This is a genomic window from Halomarina oriensis, assembly GCF_009791395.1.
In the GTDB taxonomy this organism is placed as follows: domain Archaea; phylum Halobacteriota; class Halobacteria; order Halobacteriales; family Haloarculaceae; genus Halomarina; species Halomarina oriensis.
The window spans coordinates 25,517-38,965 of record NZ_WSZK01000038.1; the positions used below are offsets into that span (position 1 = coordinate 25,517).

The window sequence follows — 13,449 nt, forward strand, 5'->3', positions numbered from 1 at the left end:
TACACTACTGTGCAGACCCGACGATTCGTGCCACTGGACCGGTGTTCCGCGTGGTTTCGACCGTTCGTTTCGTCGCGCCTCCCGACAGTCTTTAATAGAGCCATCGAGTAGTCCCGACTCGTAATGTCGGAAGTCTGCTCGACGTGTGGGTTGCCCCAGGAACTCTGCGTCTGCGAGGACGTCGCCAAGGAGTCCCAGGAGATCAACATCCACATCGACGAGCGCCGATACGGAAAGGAGGTAACGGTCATCACGGGGTTCGACCCGCGTGACGTGGACATGGACAGCCTGTCCTCCGACCTGAAGTCGAAGTTCGCCTGCGGTGGAACCGTCGAAGACGATTCCATCGAACTCCAGGGGAACCACACCGGCCGGGTCGAGGACTTCCTGCGCGAGAAGGGCTTCAACGTGGCCTGACCGACCTTCCGACCACTCAACGCGGTTCTCAGTTCTTCACACACCACAGCGACGGCGTCGGTCCGAGCGGCCCTCGGCGACGGCGTCAGAACGGGGCTTCGGGACCTTCGTTCGCCGGCCCCTCGTCCGTGTCGTCGCTCCCGCCGTCGTCCGCCTCGAAGCCGTACTCCCAGCCGTCGATGCCGCCCGCGAGGCTCTCGACGGTCGCGCCGTTCGCCCCCTCGTACGACCCGATGAGGCGGGCGGCCTGAATGGACGACTGGCCGATAGGACAGACCGTCACGACCCGATTCGCCCCGTCGAGCGCCTCGACGCGCTGGGGAAGCTCCGCGAACGGGATGTTCTCGCTACCGGGGATGTGGCCCTGGGCGAACGCGCCCGGCGAGCGGATGTCCACGATACGAACGTCGGCGTCTGCGTCGATGAGGTCACGCAGCTCCTCGGCGTGAATCTCGCCGTCCATACCCGTACACGGAGGGCCGACGGCTTAAGCTCCCGGAGAGCCATCAGAGGTGACCCGCTTCGCGGGCGAGAAACAGCGGGAGCGACAGCCACGAGACGCTCTGCGTCGTCCGGACGTGGTCGAACGCCTCGGCGACGGTGCGACGGTGGACGGTGATGTCCGTCTCCCCGGAGTGGCGTTCCGGGTCGCCCGGTGTGAGGTCGGTGGCGAACACGACGTGCAGGCGGTTCCGTTGCCAGCCCGAGACGTACGTCGAGCCGACGTGTTCGAGGTGGCCGGCACGGTAGCCCGTCTCCTCCCGGAGTTCGGTGGCGGCCGCCGCCAGTGGCGTCTCGCCGTCGGTCCCGCCGGCCGGACACTCCAGTGTCGTCGCGCGGAGGCGGGGACGGTACTGCTCGACGAGGACGAGTTCCTCGGACCCGTCGTCGGTCCGGTCGAGTGCCACGACTGCGACGTCGTCGGGCATGTCGAGGTGGTAGAACTCGCCCGTCGTCCCATCGTGCTGTTCGACCCGTTCGCGCCGGACGGCGAAGTACGGGGTCTCGTACTCGACACGGGAGTCGACGACGGGCCACGCCGGGGCGTCCTCGGCCATGCACGGAGTCCGACGACGAGCGCCGAGTAGCTTTCGTCGCTCAGAGCGCCTGTGAGCGTCTCGGCAAGAAGACGTAGACGACGGCCGCGAACCCGGTCAGCGCCGCGAGCAGGAGGAAGGCGGCGTCGAACAACTGGGCGTCGGCCATCGCCCCGACGACCACCGAGCCGAGCGACCCGACGACGAAGAACGTCGTCCGGAGCAGGCCCCACGCGGTGCCCTGGACCTCCTCGGCGAGCAGGCGGACGATGTAGCCGTTCGACACCGGCCCCGTAGCGAGTCGGACGCCGAGAGCGAGGGCGACGGCCGACAGCGCGAGGAGGCCGTCGACGAACGGCAGAGCCACCAGCGGGAGGACGGAGACGGCCGAGACGACGAGCAACACGCGGTGGTGGCCGAACCGGTCGGCGGCGCTGCCGGCGAGCCACTGGGAGAGCCCGCCGCTGACGAACAACAGCGCGTAGACGGTGGCCGCCGTCCGTTCGCTCACTCCTTTCTGCTCGACGAGGTACGTCGGGAGGAACGCCGTCAGCCCCTGCAACGCGAACAGGAGGGCGGTGATAGCGACGACGGCGAGGACGACGGCCCGGTTGGCGACGGCGTCACGGACCGCACCGACGGAGACGTCCACGGCCCCGCTCGCCCCGTCCTCGGGGAGCGTGAGCCACGAGACGACGCCGAGGACGAGAAACAGCGGGGCGACGAGACCGAACGCGCTCCGCCAGCCCCACGCCTCGGTGACCCACGTCGTGACGATGGGGAGGCCCGCCGCGCCGAGCGACCCGGCGGCGAGGACGACGCCGAACGCGACGCCGTCGTTCTCGCGGAACGTCCGGGTGAGGATGGTCGCCCGTGGCGAGCCGAACAGCCCCGTCCCGAACCCGAACAGCGCACACGCCAGCACGAAGACGCCGACGCTGGGAGCGACGTAGAAGACGAGCATGCTCACCCCGCCGAGCAGGAGGCTGCCGGCGATGAGCGGCCGCTCGCCGATTCGGTCGACCATCGCACCGGCGGGGAACTGCATCAGCGCGTAGGTGAGCCAGACGACGCTGACGACGACGCCCGCGACGGTACCGCTGAACGTGAACTCCTCGCGGACGAACGGGAGGAGTGCGGGGACGACGAAGCGCATCCCGAGGACGACGAACCACCCGGCAGCGACGGTACCGAGGATGGTGCCCTTCCCGTCGTCGGTGAGTCGGGGCACGTCAGAGCAGGCCGTCGGCGCGGGCGAGCAGGACGCCCTCGATGGTCGCGTCGTTCGCCGGGTCCTCACGGACGCGAGCGAGCAACCCGTCGAGAGGGACCCGACGAACGGTGATGAACTCGTTCGTGTCGAGTGCGCGGTCGGTCTCGGTCAGGTCCGTGGCGAAGACGATACCCCGACGGTGGCGAAGGACGCCCGTCGAGGTCCAGAACGAGTCGAGGAACAGCGTCTCCTCGGGGTGGTAGCCGGTCTCCTCGGCGAGTTCACGGGCCGCCGCGGACTCGTAGGCCTCGGGCGCGATGTCTTCACCGCCCGCGAGCGACCCGCTCGGCGAATCGACGTCCTCGACGATTCCCGCCGGTAGCTCCAGACAGTAGCGTTCGATGGCCGGTCGGAACTGCTCGACCATCACTACCTCCGCTCCCTCGCGGGCGACGACGACGACGGCCGGGGGCAACTCCGCCCAGTAGTAGTCCTTCTCGGTGCCGTCCGGCTGGCGATACCGGTCGTAGCCGCCCGTGTACCAGCCGGTCTCGTACTCCGGGACGGACTCGACGAACGTCCAGTCGTCGGGAATCATCGCCACACCTCCGTGGCGGCGGGCGTCCCCGTCGCGTTCGGTGTCGGCACCGGCGGACCGTCCGCTCCACCGGGGCCGCGAACCAGGTCCAGCCGGTAGGTCTGGTTCCCGCGTGTGACGAACGCCGTGCGGTTCTCGACGGCGTCGCGGTTGCGCGCCTCGAACTCGTCTATCTCGTCGAACGGCGAGTGGGTGAACGCCTCCTTGAACCCGAACGCCCCGTCGTAGTACGCCTCGCTGCGGCCCGAGTCGAGCGCGGCGGTGGTGTACGGGAACCGTTGCTCGGAGAGCCCCGTCGCGTTGACCGTCGCGTCGGGGTCGACGCTGTCGTTCGTGACCGGTTCGGCGACGAGGTAGTAGGGGTCCCCGGAGCCGAGGAGGCTCGGGAGCGCACCCAGTGCGAGCAGGAGGACGAGGACAACGAGCAGACCGAGGACGAAGTTCCGCGTTATCGTCCTCATTCGACCCTCGCGCCGGTCCGGGTCAGTTCCTCGCGGTAGACGCGGCCGAACGCGATCCGCCGGAGCGTCCCGACCGCGGCGTCCCGTTCGTGCTGGTAGGTCGCCGCGACGACCGTCTCCGCGAACGGGACGGGGTGCCAGACGACGTGGTCGACCGAGTCGCTCCCCTCGACGTGGCGCTCGTAGTCGGGGTGGTCGTCACACCACTGCTCGAACTCCTCGACCGTACCGACGTGGACGGCCAACAGCGAGGCGAACAGCGCGTCGTGAGCCGTCGCGTAGACGTCCGGCGTCAGGCGCTCGTCGAACTCCGCGCGGTCGAACTCCATCCGTTTTGCCGCCTCCTTGACGACCGTCGACGCCGTCCTCGCGAGGTCGGCGTACCGGTCGTGGGCCGCGTCGGCCGTCTCGGGGGCCAACAACCCCTCCGTATCCATGGCCGGGACTACGAGAGCGCGATAGTTAGGTGTCGTGAAAGCGAGACACCGGTCGAGGTCACTCCTCGTCGCCGGCGTCGGTCTCGGTGTCGTCCGTTTCGCTGTCGTCACCGTCGTCGGCCAGCATCGCCTCGGTCAACTCGCGGGCCTCCTCGTAGATGGCCTTCGTCTCCTCGTCGCGGGGGCGCTGTGGCGGCCGGTTCGTCTCGTAAGGGATGGCGTCGTCGTGCGCACTACCGTGTGCGTGGTCGTGGCCCGCGCCTTCGCGGCCGTGGCTCGCGCCCTCCTCGAACAGTCTCCCCGACCGCTCGTCGTCGTGCTGGTGTTCGCCGTCGGGGTGGACCGTATCCTCGAACAGCTGCGGGTAGTCTTCCTCCTCGGCGAACTCGACCACCCGCTCGGCGAGTTCGGCCTCGCCCGCCTCCCCCCACCCCGGCAGGTGCTCGTCCAGCCACTCCCCGTGGTCGCCGCCGCGGACCATCGCGGTGAACGCGAGGTGGTTGGCGAGGTGGCGTGCGTCGGCCTGTGGCGTCTCGCAGACCGGACAGGCGTATCCCATACCACCGTTTGCGGGCCGAACGGGAAAGCCGTGGCGTCCGGCGAGCGCCGACCCGAATCCATCACGTTCGTCCGTGACACGGCAACGGTGACCACGGAACTGTGTTAATATAGCATATATGGATTAATATTATATGTATCAACGAGATAGCGGAGTGCATGAACGATGGAAACACCGCCAACGCGGCGGTTGCCATCCGGACGCACGGGAGTCGACCTGCACGCACCACGCCACGACCGGAGGGGCGCTGAGATGGCGACGACCGAAGAGGTCCCCGAGGAGGTCGAATCGGAGTCCGAATCGCCGCTGACGACCGCACGCCGCCAGTTGGAGGCGGCGGCGGCCCACCTCGACATCGACGCGAACGTCGTCGAGCGCCTGAAACACCCCCGAAAGGTCGAGCGTGTCGCCGTCCCCGTCGAACGCGACTCGGGCGACATCGAGGTGTTCACCGGCTACCGCGCGCAACACGACTGCGTCCGTGGCCCCTACAAGGGCGGCCTGCGCTACAACCCCCACGTCAGCGAGGAGGAGTGCATCGGCCTCGCCATGTGGATGACCTGGAAGTGCGCCGTGATGGACATCCCCTTCGGCGGCGCGAAAGGCGGCGTCGTCGTCGACGAACGCACCCTCTCGAAGGGCGAGAAGGAACGCCTCACCCGGCGGTTCGCACAGGAACTGCGCGACGTCGTCGGGCCGACGAAAGACATCCCCGCGCCCGACATGGGCACCGACCCCGAGACGATGGGCTGGTTCATGGACGCCTACTCGATGCAGGAGGGCGAGACGGTCCCCGGCGTCGTCACCGGCAAGCCCCCCGTCATCGGCGGGAGCTACGGCCGCGAGGAGGCCCCCGGTCGCTCGGTGGCCATCATCACCCGCGAGGCGTGTGAGTACTACGACATGGAGATGGACGACACCACCGTCGCCGTCCAGGGGTTCGGCAGCGTCGGGGCGAACGCCGCCCGACTGCTCGACGACTGGGGCGCGGACGTGGTGGCCGTCAGCGACGTCAACGGAGCCATCTACGACCCCGACGGCCTCGACACGCGTGACGTGATGGGCCACGACGAACGGCCCGGCATGGTCGCGGGCTACGACGCCCCCGAGACCCGAACGAACGAGGACCTGCTCGAACTCGACGTGGACGTCCTCATCCCCGCTGCCATCGGGAACGTCCTCACCGCGGACAACGCCAACGACGTGAAAGCCGATATCGTCGTCGAGGGCGCGAACGGCCCGACGACCACCGGGGCCGACGCCATCTTCGAGCGCCGCGGCGTGCAGGTCATCCCCGACATCCTCGCCAACGCGGGCGGCGTCACCGTCTCGTACTTCGAGTGGTTGCAGGACATCAACCGCCGTGCGTGGTCGCTCGAACGCGTCAACGAGGAACTGGAGACGGAGATGCTCGACGCGTGGCACGACGTCCGCTCGACGTTCGACACGGACGAGGACCTCTCGTGGCGCGACGCCGCCTACGTCGTCGGCCTCCAGCGCGTCGTCGACGCGCACAACGCCCGCGGCCTCTGGCCGTAGGTCGACGTTTCGCCACACTCGTCGGTTATCGGCGAGAAAGGGACGGAAACACTTACTTCTGGAGAGTACTCACGACCGTTCGACGAGCTATGAGCGACGAGCTCACCGGAACAACGGAGAGAACGTTCGCACGGTGTGTCGACTGCGGCAACGAAGTGGCGGCGATGAGGTCCGAGGGGGGACTGGTCACGCCCCACGAGTCGTGTCAGGAGTGTAGCAGCACCGAGTTCGAGGAGGTCGACGCCGACGACCTGAACGACCTGTCCGACCACGCCGACTGGGCCGACGGCGAGACTGACGGACCCGAGGCCGAGTCGGCGGTCCCCGAAGCCAACGAGTGAGGGAAACCGACAGCCGGCGGTGAGATACTGCCCGGTCGAGGCCGCTCTCGTGGTGAGCCGCGTAACTTCCCTCACCGGCCCCCCACGTCGTACCGCTCCGTCGAGACCGGACGTCCGGTCGCCGCGGACGGTCACGGTTCGTGGGTCGGTACCGTGTTTCGTTACAGAGTTATTACAGTTGGTACACGCACTCACGGTATGGAGTCCGCGGAGGACGCACTCGGGACGGCGATGCTCGACTTCCAGCGTGGTGGGTTGCGGGGCGGGGCCATCCACCGCGACGGCGCGGAGACGTGGCCCGCGTTCGTCGAGGAGAACTACTTCGGGAACGAGGGTGCCGGTCTCGACCTCGACACCGTCGACGAGCGCTGGCGGTCGCTGTACGACTCGTTCGAGGGGCCGCTGCTCGACGTCGGCTGTGGTGCTGGCCACCACGCGCTGGGGTTCCAGCGACGGTTCGAGACCGTCGCGTTCGACGTCTCGCCGAACGCGGTACGTGCGGCCCGCGAGCGTGGCGTCGAGGACGCCCGCGTGCAGGACATGTTCGACCTGACCGAGGCGTTCGAGACGAGTCGGTTCGCGTCGGTGCTCTGCAACGGGACGCAGCTCGGACTCGCGGGGTCGCTCGCCGGCGTCTCCTCGCTCCTCGCCGACTTCGGGCGGGTCACGACCGACGACGCCGTCGCGCTCCTCGACAGCTACGACCCGAGCCGAATCGACGAGGAGACCGCCGACGAGTTCGGCGGCTACCGGCCGGACCCTCGTGCGGGCGTCTGCGGCCGGACGTTCCACGTCGAGTACGACCGGGGAGTGGACGACGGGTACGAACGACTCGTCGGACCGACGCTCTCGTTCGTCCTGTTCTCCCCGGACCGACTCCGTGACGCCTGCGTCGGCACCCCGTGGCACGTCGCCGAGATCACTCACCGCGACGGCTACTACAAGGCACTGCTCGGCAAGACGTGAGACGCGAGTCCGGGTCCGCCGGTCTCAACCCCGTTCACGGACCATCACGAGCGCGTTCTCCCCGTCGGCGTAGTACCGGGGCACCGTCCGGCGGTGCTGGAACCCGTGGTCGCGGTAGAGCGCGATGGCACCGTCGTTGCTCGCTCGGACTTCGAGTCGAGTCACCGTCGCACCTCGTGCCTCCAGCGAGGCGAGCGCGTGTCGGAGGAGGAGTCGCCCCAGTCCACGGCCGCGACACTCCTCGCGGACGGCGAGGTCCTTCACGTGGCCGATGTCCCGGCCGAAGTTCGGCGTGAGGTCCGCCACGACGTAGCCCGCGATGGTCGGGCCGTCCGCCGTCCGGAGTTCCGCGACCAAGAACCCCGGTTCGTCGCAGAACCGCTCGAACGCCTCGAACGGCCAGGGCTGGGGGAACACCGACTGCTCGATGCGGTAGACGTCGAGGAGGTCCGCCCGCTCGACCTGCCGAACGGTCGGGTCCGCCTCCCTCTCGTCGGGCGGCGTGGTGGTCACACCCGACACACGGACCGGACGGGCTTGAGTTGTCGGGACGCCTCACTCGCCGCGAGCCAGTCGCTCGGCGGTCCTCCGGTCGGCGCGATACCGGGCGAACGCGACGAACACCACGCCCACACCGACCAGTTTCACGAGCGTCACGGCGACCAGCGGCGTGCTCGTGACGAACGCGTCGGACCGACCGGCGACGACCTCCCAGACGCGGAACCCGTGGACGACGACGGCGACGAGCAGGATGCTCCCGAGGGTGCTCGGCCACTCGCCCACCTCGCTTCGCCGCCCGAACCAGCACAGCACGGCGCCGACGAGCAGGTCCAGCGACAGCAGCAGGTCGTTCTTCGGCGAGACCCACGGGTTCGACGGGTCGGTCAGTCGAACCCCGACGGCGAGCGCCAGCCCCTCCAGCAGGAGGAGGACGCCGACGCCGACGGCGAATCTCCGGAGTCGCTGCTCGTTCACGCTCGGTGTTTGGACGGTCGGTAGTTGGGTGGTTCGGTCGCGTGGCTCGCCGAGGGGAGAAAGATGAAAGAGAGTTCGCGGCGCCGTGTGCCGCGATTCGCCGGACGCGAGTGAAGCGAGCGTCCGGGCTTTCTCGTCCAGGTTTTTCGAGGAGGGGTGCGCTCCGCGCACCCGACGAAGAAAAACGTGGTTAGTCGTCGGCGGGCGTCGCGCCGGTTCCCTCGTCCTTGTACTGCTGACGGGTCAGCGACAGCTTGCCGCCTGCCGAGAGGATGCGGCGTTCGCGCTCGGAGGCGTCGAGGTGGCCCGTCGCCTCCCAGTCGTCGTTCACGCGGATGGTGAACTCCTCCTGACCGGAGTCGACGGCCTCGCTCACGTCGTCGACGATCTCGATGTCGTCGCCCTGCTCGATCTTCCCGTAGGTCTCCTCGTCGATGGTCAGCGGGAGCAGACCGAAGTTGAACAGGTTCGCCTTGTGGATGCGGGCGAAGCTCTGTGCGAGGACGCCCTCGATACCGAGGTACATCGGACAGAGCGCGGCGTGCTCACGCGAGGAGCCCTGGCCGTAGTTCTCGCCGGCGACGAGGAAGCCGCCGTCGCCCTCCAGTGCGCGCTCGGCGAACGTGTCGTCGACGCGCGAGAGCGTGAACTCCGAGAGCTTCGGGATGTTCGACCGGTACATCAGGATGTCCTGGGTCGCCGGGATGATGTGGTCGGTCGTGATGTTGTCGTCCATCTTGAGGTGGACCTCGCCCTCGAGGTGGGCGTCGAGCGGGTCCTTCAGTGGGACGTCGCCGATGTTCGGCCCCTTGATGAGCCCGTCGTCGACGGCCTCGTCGGGCGCGATGAGGTCGGCCTTCGAGCCGTCGTACTGGTCGGGCATCTCGAAGCCGGGGTCCTCCAGGTCACCGAGTTCGTCCGCGAGGTCACGCGGGTCGACGATTTCGCCTTTGAGCGCCGCAGCGGCGGCGACCTCGGGCGAACAGAGGTAGACGTTGTCGTCCTCGATACCGGAGCGACCCTCGAAGTTGCGGTTGAAGGTACGCAGCGAGACGGAGTCGGAGGCGGGGACGTGGCCGATACCGATGCAGGCCCCACACGTCGCCTCGGAGAAGTTGACGCCGGCGGCCATCATCTCGGCCGTCCAGCCTTCGCGCGCGAGAATCTCCGAGGCCTGCTTCGAACCGGGCGCGACGATCATCTCGGTCTTCTTGTTGATCTCGCGGCCTTCGAGCATCTTCGCGGCCGGGAGGATGTCCTCGTAGCCGCCGTTCGTACAGGAGCCGACGATGACCTGTTCGACGGTCTCGCCAGCGACCTCGCCGACGGGCACGACGTTGTCGGGCATCGACGGACACGCGATGAGCGGTTCGAGGTCCGAGAGGTCGATGACGATCTCGTCGTCGTACGCCGCGTCGTCGTCGGGCGTGAGTTCGACGTACTCGTCCTCACGGCCCTGTCGGGAGAGGTAGTCCTTGGTCTTCTCGTCCGTCCCGAACAGCGAGGAGGTCGCGCCGAGTTCCGTCCCCATGTTCGTGATGGTGGTGCGCTCGGGCACCGACAGCGAGTCCGCACCGGGACCGGTGTACTCGAAGATCTTGCCGACACCGCCCTTCACGGAGAGGCGTCGGAGCATCTCGAGGATGACGTCCTTCGCGGTGGACCACTCGGGGAGTTCGCCTTCGAGTCGCACGTTGACGACCTCGGGCATCTCGATGTAGTACGGGCCGCCACCCATGGCGACGGCGACGTCCAGACCGCCCGACCCGATGGCGAGTTCGCCGAGGCCGCCGGGCGTCGGGGTGTGGGAGTCCGAACCGAGGAGCGTCTTGCCGGGCGCGGCGAAGTTCTCCTTGTGGACGTTGTGGCAGATACCGTTGCCGGGGCGAGAGAAGTGAGCGCCGAAGGTGCCCGCGGCCGAACGGAGGAAGCGGTGGTCGTCCGTGTTCTTGAAGTCGAACTGGTAGGTCTGGTGGTCACAGTACTGGGCGGCCAGTTCCGTCTGGACCTCGTCCAGTCCGAGCGCCTCGAACTGGAGCCAGACGAGCGTCCCGGTCGTGTCCTGTGTGAGCACCTGGTCGATCTCGATACCGATCTCCTCACCGGTCTCGAGTTCGCCCTCGACGAGGTGGTCGTCGAGGATTTTCTCGGTAAGCGTCTGTCCCATATCACCCGAACGTCGCCCGGCCACGAATATAAATCACCCGTGTCCGGCCACGCTTGCGTTAGGACGGCCTAAAACCACCGAATTCGTCGGTTGCGCTCCGCCGAGAACGGCGATTCTCCACGAACGTTCCGGAGGTTGACCCGTGAACGCCATCGACGGACGGAGGCGCGATAGGGAGGGCCGTGTCCGGAGGTCGTCTCGGCGGGCGAACCAGCACCGTCTTGTGAGCGCCCTCGTCAGGTGGCGCATGTTCCGAAGCGGCGCGTTCGTCGCCGAGCAGTGTGACCCCGTTCGTCCCTCCCAGATTCAGCCGAACGGCCTCGACCTGACCCTCGACGCCGTGTTCGAGCAGACCGAACCGGGCCGAATCGAACGTGGCGGCAAGCGAATCGGCGACAGACGGCGCGTGGCGGCGCTGGACGGTCTCGACGAGGAAAGCGAGTCGGAACCGAGGAGCGACGGCGACCACGGCCCCGACGAGAGCCTCTACCGACTCTCGCCGGGCACGTACGTCGTCCGCTACGAGCAGACCATCCGTGTCCCGGAAGAGCACGTCGGGTTCGTCTACCCCCGGTCGTCGCTCCTGCGCAACTCGGCGATGCTCAACACCGCCGTCTGGGACGCCGGCTACGAGGGCCGCGGGGAGGGACTGCTCCAGGTCGGACACGAACTCGAACTGGAGGCCGGCGTACGTATCGCACAACTGGTGTTCGCACGTGCGGACCACGAGGGAACCTACGACGGCGACTACCAGGGCGAGAACGTCGAGTGAGTGTCGGGGGGACGACGGGAGCGAGCACTGCGAGGAGCAGGCCGACACAGTCGCGTCGGTTCCGTCGGCGTGGCCGACCCCTCTACGAGAAGAGGGAGTCCAGGTCGTCGTCGGGCGCGGCGTCGTCGTCGGGCGTCGAGACCCGGTAGCTGTCGGCCTCGCCGGAGGACTCGAACAGGCCGTCCGCGCCGGCGGTCGTCCCGTCGTCGCCAGAACGCGGCGCGTTCTGGCTGCCTACCGCGGTTCCCTCGGTACCGTCGTCCTCCCAGTCGTCGAGGTCGGTCCCCTCCGAGAGGAGCGCTTCGGAGACGTCGAGGCCGTCGCCCTCCTCTCCGAGCGTGGTCGACTCGGCCCAGAGGTCGTCGAGACTCCCCGACTCACCCGGGTCGTCGGCCGTCGACGTGGTCGCCGACCGGCCGACCGGTTCCGAGAGCTGTTTCTCCACGTCGGCCGCGAGGCCGGTGGGACGCTCGTCCCGGTCGGACGGCCGGGTCGTCGGGGGTGCGTCCTCGTCGGCCGACGCCGTCGTCGGTTCGGGCGTCACGTTCGACTCGCGCGTCGATACCGCCGTGTCAGTTCGTGGTCTGCGTGCCGGCGCGGACGCGCCGCTCGACCGCCGACGCCAGAGGAGGCCGGCGACGACCGCGACGAGTACCACCGCACCACCGAGCAGGGCGACTGTGGTCGTTTCCATCTCGTGAGACTGTCACATTTTCGTGTACAAATAGTCGTCGGTGAAACTCATCATCCTGGCGCACACAGAAGACGGCATGTCACGCACAGCAGTCGTCGCCGGCGTCGGCCCCGGCCTCGGTGCGGCGCTCGCTCGTCGGTTCGTCACGGAAGGCTGTCAGGTCGGCCTGTTCGCTCGCTCCGAGGGGTTCCTGACCGACCTCGCCGACGAACTGGGCTCGGACGCGCTCGCGGTGCCGGCCGACATCACCGACCCCGAGCAGGTTCGGGAGGGGTTCGAGCGCGTCCGGGAGGCGTTCGGCCCCGTCGACGTGCTCGTCAACCACGCCAGCGCGGCGAGCTGGGACGGCACCCTCGACGTCACACACGAGTCGTTCGAGCGAGCGCTCGACACCGGACCGAAGGCGGCGCTCTACTGTTCACAGGAGGCCGTCGCGGACATGCTCGACGACGAAGGGGGAGTGGGAGGCACCGTCGTCTTCACCGGCGCGACCACCTCGACGCGCGGTCGGAAGGGCGCAGTCGGCTTCTCGGCCGCGAAGTTCGCCTGTCGCGGGATGGCCGAGTCGATGGCGCGGGAGCTGGGACCGCAGGGAGTCCACGTCGCGCACGTGGTCATCGACGGGGGAATCGGCACCCCGAGCGTCGGGGGCGAGGACACCGACGAGGAGGGGTATCTCGACCCGGACGCCATCGCCGAGAGCTACTGGCATCTCGTCGAACAGGACCGTTCGGCGTGGACGCTCGAACTCGACGTGCGACCACACGTCGAGGAGTTCTGACCCGAAGCGCGCGCTCGGCCGGCGCGTCACCGGGAGTCGTCTCGGAGCGGGTTCGTCGTGAGGAACGGGACCTCCGTGTCGACGAACCGGAGCAGACCGACGACGAACATGACGAGCAGACACAGCCAGAGGAACCCGACCGGCATCGTGTCGGTTCCGGACTCGACGGTCGCGAGCGGGTCCAGCGGGACGTCCAGCAGTAGCATCTCGACGACCATCGCCAGCGTGAACAGTACGATGGTGATCCCACCGCCACGACCGGTGAGCGGGTCGTCGCCAGAACCGCCCCACCCCAGCGCCCGTCGAGCCACGAGACCTGCCGTCACAGAGAGACCGAATCCGAGCGGGAACCACCAGAGTACGACCGGTGTCTCGGCGACGAGGAGTGCGACACCCAGGAGTAACCCGACCGATGCTCCGATTCGCGGATTGTTCTTGCCCCAGCGTCCGAGACGGCGTCTCATACGGCACGTCACGTGGGTGACCGACGTA

General features: G+C 68.2%; 18 protein-coding genes. 6 read left to right on the forward strand and 12 right to left on the reverse strand.

The genetic code is table 11. The features are described 5' to 3' along the window. Window positions 1-123: 123 nt before the first annotated feature. On the forward strand, window positions 124-417 hold the full coding sequence (gene yciH / locus GQS65_RS19515) for a stress response translation initiation inhibitor YciH (protein ID WP_158206300.1): 294 nt from the start codon (window positions 124-126) through the stop codon (window positions 415-417). A gap of 85 nt (window positions 418-502) precedes the next feature. Here yciH and GQS65_RS19520 read toward each other — a convergent pair whose 3' ends face one another. From GQS65_RS19520 to GQS65_RS19550, 7 genes are read right to left on the reverse strand one after another with little or no spacing between them, the layout of a single operon-like run. Beyond that, on the reverse strand, window positions 503-880 hold the full coding sequence (locus GQS65_RS19520; RefSeq protein ID WP_158206301.1) for a rhodanese-like domain-containing protein: 378 nt from the start codon (window positions 878-880) through the stop codon (window positions 503-505). A 43-nt stretch (window positions 881-923) separates the two neighbouring features. Further along, the gene (locus GQS65_RS19525; RefSeq protein WP_158206302.1) at window positions 924-1,475 is read right to left on the reverse strand and encodes an NUDIX hydrolase; all 552 of its coding nucleotides are present in this window, start codon (window positions 1,473-1,475) and stop codon (window positions 924-926) included. A 40-nt stretch (window positions 1,476-1,515) separates the two neighbouring features. Then, window positions 1,516-2,685: an MFS transporter gene (locus GQS65_RS19530; protein ID WP_158206303.1), complete on the reverse strand. Its 1,170-nt coding sequence runs from the start codon at window positions 2,683-2,685 to the stop codon at window positions 1,516-1,518. A gap of 1 nt (window position 2,686) precedes the next feature. After that, a complete protein-coding gene (locus tag GQS65_RS19535; protein ID WP_394351466.1) occupies window positions 2,687-3,271 on the reverse strand; it encodes an NUDIX hydrolase in 585 nt (194 codons plus the stop codon). Then, window positions 3,262-3,726: a hypothetical protein gene (locus tag GQS65_RS19540; protein ID WP_199268513.1), complete on the reverse strand. Its 465-nt coding sequence runs from the start codon at window positions 3,724-3,726 to the stop codon at window positions 3,262-3,264. The genes GQS65_RS19535 and GQS65_RS19540 overlap by 10 nt, the downstream gene beginning before the upstream one ends. After that, window positions 3,723-4,163, reverse strand: a complete 441-nt coding sequence (locus tag GQS65_RS19545; protein ID WP_158206305.1) for a DUF5809 family protein — start codon at window positions 4,161-4,163, stop codon at window positions 3,723-3,725. Before GQS65_RS19545 ends, GQS65_RS19540 begins: the two co-directional genes overlap by 4 nt. Window positions 4,164-4,221: 58 nt before the next feature. Further along, on the reverse strand, window positions 4,222-4,722 hold the full coding sequence (locus GQS65_RS19550) for a DUF5810 domain-containing protein (protein ID WP_158206306.1): 501 nt from the start codon (window positions 4,720-4,722) through the stop codon (window positions 4,222-4,224). Window positions 4,723-4,974: 252 nt separating this feature from the next. Here GQS65_RS19550 and gdhB point away from each other — a divergent pair, with 252 nt between their 5' ends. From gdhB to GQS65_RS19565, 3 genes are all read left to right on the forward strand, one after another. Continuing rightward, a complete protein-coding gene (gene gdhB / locus GQS65_RS19555; RefSeq protein WP_158206307.1) occupies window positions 4,975-6,261 on the forward strand; it encodes a glutamate dehydrogenase GdhB in 1,287 nt (428 codons plus the stop codon). A gap of 164 nt (window positions 6,262-6,425) precedes the next feature. Then, complete coding sequence (locus GQS65_RS19560; protein ID WP_158206308.1) at window positions 6,426-6,602, forward strand: hypothetical protein; 177 nt, start codon at window positions 6,426-6,428, stop codon at window positions 6,600-6,602. A 198-nt stretch (window positions 6,603-6,800) separates the two neighbouring features. Then, the gene (locus GQS65_RS19565) at window positions 6,801-7,568 is read left to right on the forward strand and encodes a class I SAM-dependent methyltransferase (RefSeq protein ID WP_158206309.1); all 768 of its coding nucleotides are present in this window, start codon (window positions 6,801-6,803) and stop codon (window positions 7,566-7,568) included. A 24-nt stretch (window positions 7,569-7,592) separates the two neighbouring features. Here the strand turns inward: GQS65_RS19565 and rimI are convergent, their stop codons facing one another. The 3 genes from rimI to GQS65_RS19580 form a co-directional block, all read right to left on the reverse strand. Next, window positions 7,593-8,081, reverse strand: a complete 489-nt coding sequence (gene rimI, locus GQS65_RS19570; protein WP_368280371.1) for a ribosomal protein S18-alanine N-acetyltransferase — start codon at window positions 8,079-8,081, stop codon at window positions 7,593-7,595. Window positions 8,082-8,123: 42 nt separating this feature from the next. Continuing rightward, window positions 8,124-8,543 (reverse strand): hypothetical protein, encoded by a 420-nt coding sequence (locus GQS65_RS19575; RefSeq protein WP_158206310.1) that lies wholly within the window; start codon window positions 8,541-8,543, stop codon window positions 8,124-8,126. 190 nt (window positions 8,544-8,733) lie between these two features. Beyond that, window positions 8,734-10,710: an aconitate hydratase gene (locus GQS65_RS19580; RefSeq protein ID WP_158206311.1), complete on the reverse strand. Its 1,977-nt coding sequence runs from the start codon at window positions 10,708-10,710 to the stop codon at window positions 8,734-8,736. Window positions 10,711-10,957: 247 nt separating this feature from the next. Here GQS65_RS19580 and GQS65_RS19585 point away from each other — a divergent pair, with 247 nt between their 5' ends. After that, window positions 10,958-11,482 (forward strand): deoxyuridine 5'-triphosphate nucleotidohydrolase, encoded by a 525-nt coding sequence (locus tag GQS65_RS19585; RefSeq protein ID WP_158206312.1) that lies wholly within the window; start codon window positions 10,958-10,960, stop codon window positions 11,480-11,482. A gap of 82 nt (window positions 11,483-11,564) precedes the next feature. Here GQS65_RS19585 and GQS65_RS19590 read toward each other — a convergent pair whose 3' ends face one another. Continuing rightward, window positions 11,565-12,176 (reverse strand): hypothetical protein, encoded by a 612-nt coding sequence (locus GQS65_RS19590; RefSeq protein ID WP_158206313.1) that lies wholly within the window; start codon window positions 12,174-12,176, stop codon window positions 11,565-11,567. Window positions 12,177-12,252: 76 nt separating this feature from the next. Between GQS65_RS19590 and GQS65_RS19595 the strand changes: the two genes are divergently transcribed. Further along, window positions 12,253-12,957 (forward strand): SDR family NAD(P)-dependent oxidoreductase, encoded by a 705-nt coding sequence (locus GQS65_RS19595; RefSeq protein WP_158206314.1) that lies wholly within the window; start codon window positions 12,253-12,255, stop codon window positions 12,955-12,957. A gap of 26 nt (window positions 12,958-12,983) precedes the next feature. On the opposite strand, the gene GQS65_RS19600 is transcribed toward GQS65_RS19595, so the two are convergent. Then, a complete protein-coding gene (locus GQS65_RS19600; RefSeq protein WP_158206315.1) occupies window positions 12,984-13,421 on the reverse strand; it encodes a hypothetical protein in 438 nt (145 codons plus the stop codon). Window positions 13,422-13,449: the final 28 nt, after the last annotated feature.

What these genes read in the sequence shown, in the direction of transcription:
- yciH (WP_158206300.1), top strand. Translation starts at nt 124, where the DNA reads ATGTCGGAAGTCTGCTCGACGTGTGGGTTGCCCCAGGAACTCTGCGTC.
- GQS65_RS19520 (WP_158206301.1), bottom strand. Translation starts at nt 880, where the DNA reads ATGGACGGCGAGATTCACGCCGAGGAGCTGCGTGACCTCATCGACGCA.
- GQS65_RS19525 (WP_158206302.1), bottom strand. Translation starts at nt 1,475, where the DNA reads ATGGCCGAGGACGCCCCGGCGTGGCCCGTCGTCGACTCCCGTGTCGAG.
- GQS65_RS19540 (WP_199268513.1), bottom strand. Translation starts at nt 3,726, where the DNA reads ATGAGGACGATAACGCGGAACTTCGTCCTCGGTCTGCTCGTTGTCCTC.
- GQS65_RS19545 (WP_158206305.1), bottom strand. Translation starts at nt 4,163, where the DNA reads ATGGATACGGAGGGGTTGTTGGCCCCCGAGACGGCCGACGCGGCCCAC.
- GQS65_RS19550 (WP_158206306.1), bottom strand. Translation starts at nt 4,722, where the DNA reads ATGGGATACGCCTGTCCGGTCTGCGAGACGCCACAGGCCGACGCACGC.
- gdhB (WP_158206307.1), top strand. Translation starts at nt 4,975, where the DNA reads ATGGCGACGACCGAAGAGGTCCCCGAGGAGGTCGAATCGGAGTCCGAA.
- GQS65_RS19560 (WP_158206308.1), top strand. Translation starts at nt 6,426, where the DNA reads ATGAGGTCCGAGGGGGGACTGGTCACGCCCCACGAGTCGTGTCAGGAG.
- GQS65_RS19565 (WP_158206309.1), top strand. Translation starts at nt 6,801, where the DNA reads ATGGAGTCCGCGGAGGACGCACTCGGGACGGCGATGCTCGACTTCCAG.
- GQS65_RS19580 (WP_158206311.1), bottom strand. Translation starts at nt 10,710, where the DNA reads ATGGGACAGACGCTTACCGAGAAAATCCTCGACGACCACCTCGTCGAG.
- GQS65_RS19585 (WP_158206312.1), top strand. Translation starts at nt 10,958, where the DNA reads ATGTTCCGAAGCGGCGCGTTCGTCGCCGAGCAGTGTGACCCCGTTCGT.
- GQS65_RS19590 (WP_158206313.1), bottom strand. Translation starts at nt 12,176, where the DNA reads ATGGAAACGACCACAGTCGCCCTGCTCGGTGGTGCGGTGGTACTCGTC.
- GQS65_RS19595 (WP_158206314.1), top strand. Translation starts at nt 12,253, where the DNA reads ATGTCACGCACAGCAGTCGTCGCCGGCGTCGGCCCCGGCCTCGGTGCG.
- GQS65_RS19600 (WP_158206315.1), bottom strand. Translation starts at nt 13,421, where the DNA reads ATGAGACGCCGTCTCGGACGCTGGGGCAAGAACAATCCGCGAATCGGA.